This is a genomic window from Pseudomonas sp., from assembly GCF_026224925.1.
Classification (GTDB): domain Bacteria; phylum Pseudomonadota; class Gammaproteobacteria; order Pseudomonadales; family Pseudomonadaceae; genus Aquipseudomonas.
Genome location: NZ_JAMFRV010000262.1, coordinates 1 through 4,406, shown reverse-complemented (window position 1 = coordinate 4,406; position 4,406 = coordinate 1). Strand labels below are relative to the sequence as shown.

The window sequence follows — 4,406 nt, the reverse complement described above, 5'->3', positions numbered from 1 at the left end:
CGGGGCTCGCGGGTAAAGGCGGGGCGACCAAAGGTTGCCTGGTGTACCGCGCAGATGGCGGCAAGTCAGGCACGCCGGGGCAGCCTGGACAGCCAGGTGCACCGGGACGGGATGGTTCTTTGACGGTTCAGCGGTTGTAAGGTTTTTACTAAAATCTGAGCCAACGTGTTGGCGAGCTCCTGCGGACCTTATCGCAGCCTTCGGCAGCTCCTGGAGGACTGGATCAAACGCCAGTCCCGGTGGGAGCGAACTTGTTCGCGAATGGCAGCAGCGCGGTGTTTCAGGCAGACCGCGCCGCCGGCCTCCCGATATAGGTGATCCCTGTAATCAAAACCCAGGCCGACTCGCAGCCACGGCTACCAGCACCAACCCGACAATCAAATTAGTCCCCACCAACCGGCGTATGCGCCCCAGCGTTGCGGCACCTTCTTGCCATTTTTCGGCTTCCACGGCGCGACGCAGTTCTGGCAGTTGCAGTGAGTGGATGCGGATAAACAGCGCCACCATCACCACGTACAACCCCATCATGATTTGCACATAACGTGGCGCGGTTTCGAAACCGGCAAAGCGTTGGTTGATCATGCCGACTCCCGTAATAGGCAACACCAACACCGCCACCCAGACCCAGAAAAAAAACCGTGGAAACACCTGGACCCATAATTTCAGGCGATTTGGGCCTTCAAGTGCCGCGCCGACTGCTGGGCGCAGTACCATCCAGGCGAAGAACATGCCGCCGACCCAAACCAGGGCCGCCAGCACATGCAGGGTGTAGACAAGGGCAAAAGCTGTCATTCGGTACTCCGATCTGCGCGGGATGAATTAGCGCGGTATGATAGCCGCCTCTTAGAAACACTGAAAATTTATCCAGCACTTTCAACCGATTTGTAGCGCCCCGAAGCCCATGATCAGTAACGAACTCAAATCCCAGATTCAGGGCGCTTATTCGCGTTTCCTCGAAGCCAAAAGCCTAAAGCCGCGCTATGGCCAGCGTTTGATGATCGCCGAGATCGCCAAAGTGCTGGGCGATATCGACACCGATGAAGAAGGCCGACGCTCGGGTGATCCGGCGGTGGTCGCGGTCGAGGCGGGCACCGGTACCGGCAAAACCGTCGCTTACGCCATTGCGGCAATCCCCACGGCCAAGGCTGCGGGCAAGCGTCTGGTGATTGCTACGGCAACGGTCGCGCTGCAAGAACAGATCGTCTACAAAGACCTGCCGGACCTGATGCGCAACAGCGGTCTTAATTTTACGTTCGCCTTGGCCAAGGGCCGCGGCCGCTACATGTGCTTGTCCAAACTCGACATGCTGTTGCAGGAAGGCCACGCGCAAACTGCCACCGCTCAGCTGTTTGAAGAAGAGGGCTTCAGGATCGAGGTCGATGAGGCTAGCCAGAAGCTCTTTACCAGTATGATCGAAAAGCTTGCTGGCAATAAGTGGGATGGCGACCGCGACAGTTGGCCCCAAGCCCTGGAAGACCAGGACTGGGCGCGCGTGACGACCGACCACAGCCAGTGCACCAACCGCCATTGCCCGAACTTCCAGCAGTGCGCCTTTTATAAGGCCCGCGAAGGCATGGGCAAGGTCGATGTGATCGTCACCAACCATGACATGGTGCTGGCTGACTTGGCATTGGGTGGCGGCGCGGTGTTGCCGGACCCGCGTGAAACCCTCTACGTGTTCGACGAAGGGCATCACCTGCCAGACAAAGCCATCGGCCATTTCGCACATTACACCCGCTTGCGATCGACGTCGGACTGGCTGGAGCAAACGGCGAAAAACCTCACCAAACTGCTAGCCCAGCATCCGTTGCCGGGCGATCTGGGCAAACTGATCGAACAGGTTCCAGAACTGGCGCGCGAGATCAAGACTCAACAGCAGTTCATGTTCGCCGCCTGCGAACAACTGGCGGACTTCAAACCCGGTGAAGACATGCAGGGCCGCGAACGCCCTCGACATCGCTTCATCGGTGGTGTGGTGCCTGAACACATGCGTGAAATGGGCGCCGAGCTGAAAAAGGGCTTTGCCCGGCTGGACGACCTGTTTACGCGCCTGACAGAACTCCTCAAGACCGGAATGGATGGCGAGGTCAACATCGGCATTGCCAGCCACCAAGCCGAAGAGTGGTATCCGTTGTTCGGCAGCTTGCTGGCTCGTGCTCACGGTAGTTGGGAGTTGTGGACCGCCTTTACCGTCGAAGACCCTGAAGACAGCCCGCCCATGGCGCGATGGTTAACATTGGCCGACAGCGGCTCGTTGTTCGATATCGAAGTCAACGCCAGCCCGATTCTGGCGGCAGAAATGCTTCGCAGAAATCTGTGGAATGTCGCGTATGGTGCCTTGGTCACCTCCGCAACCTTGACCGCGCTGGGTAAATTTGATCGGTACCGCATGCGCGCCGGATTGCCCAAGGGTGCAGTGACAGCGGTAGTGCCAAGTCCATTTCACCATGCCGATGCAGGCGTGTTGCGCGTGCCAGACCTCAAGGCCGACCCTCGGGATGCGGTGGCGCATACCGCCGCGATCATTCGCGAGCTGCCTCGGTTGGTGGAAGGTTCGCGCGGCACACTGGTGCTGTTCTCGTCACGCAAACAGATGCAGGACGTGTTCGACGGTCTCGAGCGTGACTGGCGCAAGCAAGTGTTCATTCAGGGCAATCTGTCCAAGCAGGAAACCCTGAACAAGCACAAGGCGCGGGTCGACAGTGGCGAGTCCAGCGTACTGTTCGGGCTGGCCAGTTTCGCTGAAGGTGTGGATTTGCCCGGCGCTTATTGCGAGCACGTGGTGATTGCCAAGATCCCGTTCGCGGTCCCCGATGATCCGGTCGAGGCAGCATTGGCGGAATGGATCGAAGCCCGAGGCGGCAATCCCTTCATGGAAATCGCCGTGCCTGACGCATCGTTACGCCTGGTTCAAGCCTGCGGACGGTTGCTGCGAACCGAAGAGGACCGAGGCACTATCACGCTGCTAGACCGGCGTGTGGTGACCCAGCGTTACGGTAAAGCGATTCTCAACGCGTTGCCGCCATTTCGTCGCGAAATTTCCTGAGTCCAGTTGGGCATCATTGGCACCGGATTGGGTCTTATCTCGATCTGGCGCCTGGTTGTCATTTCTATTCAGCATCACGCTTAAGCGGTGATGGTCTTTTCAAGCTTCACTTCACGCCAGGCGATCAACGGGTCGTTAGAGGTACTAAGCAAATGATTCGCCGTTCGCTGTCCACGGTTTTAGCTCTGATGTTTTCCGGGCCACTACTAGTCGGTCCCTTACAGGCTGCCCCGGATGGGCAACAAACCTTATTCAACTTCGTTCGCCCTGCAGACGTGGTTCAGATCACCACGCAAGATGCCAGCCTGCCGCAATCCAACGCCGAGCAAACGGCTGAAGGCGAAGTATTGCGACGCGTCACGTTTAACCCTGTGGCACGTCCTACTCTGCGTCTGACGCCACAAGCGGGCACCTGGGATTGGTCTGCTGACAGCAACATGACGTTGCGTATTCAAAGTGCCATGGACTGGGCATTGACTTTGGATGTGCAGATCCAGAGCGCTGACGGCGGCGTGATCAACAGTCGGGTCGATTTGCCCGCTGGTCCTGCGCAAACGTTGTTCATTCCGTTGCAAGCCAGTACACCACTGAGCCAAGGCATGTTCGCTGGCCCACCGATGCCATGGACGTATGAAGGGCAGCGTGTGTTACTGGCCAATGCTCAAGGTCAGCTGGATCGCAGCAAAGTGGTCTCGGTCACGCTCTCTATCAACCAGCCTAACGTTGCCCAAAGCATTCTTGTCGAGCGGTTCGGCGTGCAGGAAGGCGACGTTATTCAGAACGCCGCCTACGCCAATATCGTTGATGCCTACGGTCAGTTCACTCGCAGCAAATGGCCAGAAAAAATAGCCAGTGACGAGCAACTCAAAGCGTCGGCGGTCAAGGAACAGCAGCAGCTCAAAACGTGGCTTGCAGACCGACCCAAGCAGGACCAGTTCGGTGGTTGGCTCGGTGGTCCGAGTTTTGAAGCCAAGGGCTTTTTCCGCACAGAAAAACTCAATGGGCGTTGGTATCTGGTCACGCCCGAAGGCCATCCGTTCTACTCCCTTGGCGTCAATACGGTAACCGCAGGCGACAGTCGCACTTATGTTGAGGGTCGCGAGCCCATGTTTTCTGGCTTGCCCGCTGACACAGATCCTCTGGCGGTGTTTTATGGCAAAGATGACAACCGTAGCAATGCTGGCGCCAGCAGCGCTCGCGGTTTTAATCACGGTCGTTGGTTCGACTTTTATGGCGCTAACCTGCAGCGCACGTATGGCCCGCAAAAATGCTCTGACGCTGACAAAGGTGCCGACACACCTGCCACTTGCGCAGCGCCGACGTTCGACGCCAAACGCTGGACCGCTCATACCCTGGATCG

Annotated in this window: 2 protein-coding genes and 2 pseudogenes; 3 read left to right on the top strand and 1 reads right to left on the bottom strand. The window is 58.0% G+C overall.

Translation table 11 applies throughout. The annotated features are described in order from the left end of the window. Window positions 1–140 (top strand): annotated as a pseudogene (locus tag M0974_RS11440) (collagen-like protein); the annotation flags it as partial. A 187-nt stretch (window positions 141–327) separates the two neighbouring features. Here the strand turns inward: M0974_RS11440 and M0974_RS11435 are convergent. Next, window positions 328–792: a DUF2269 family protein gene (locus tag M0974_RS11435; RefSeq protein ID WP_297836309.1), complete on the bottom strand. Its 465-nt coding sequence runs from the start codon at window positions 790–792 to the stop codon at window positions 328–330. Between the two features lie 109 nt (window positions 793–901). Here M0974_RS11435 and dinG point away from each other — a divergent pair, with 109 nt between their 5' ends. Further along, window positions 902–3,046, top strand: a complete 2,145-nt coding sequence (gene dinG / locus M0974_RS11430; RefSeq protein WP_297836307.1) for an ATP-dependent DNA helicase DinG — start codon at window positions 902–904, stop codon at window positions 3,044–3,046. Window positions 3,047–3,198: 152 nt separating this feature from the next. Then, window positions 3,199–4,406 (top strand): annotated as a pseudogene (locus tag M0974_RS11425) (beta-agarase); the annotation flags it as partial.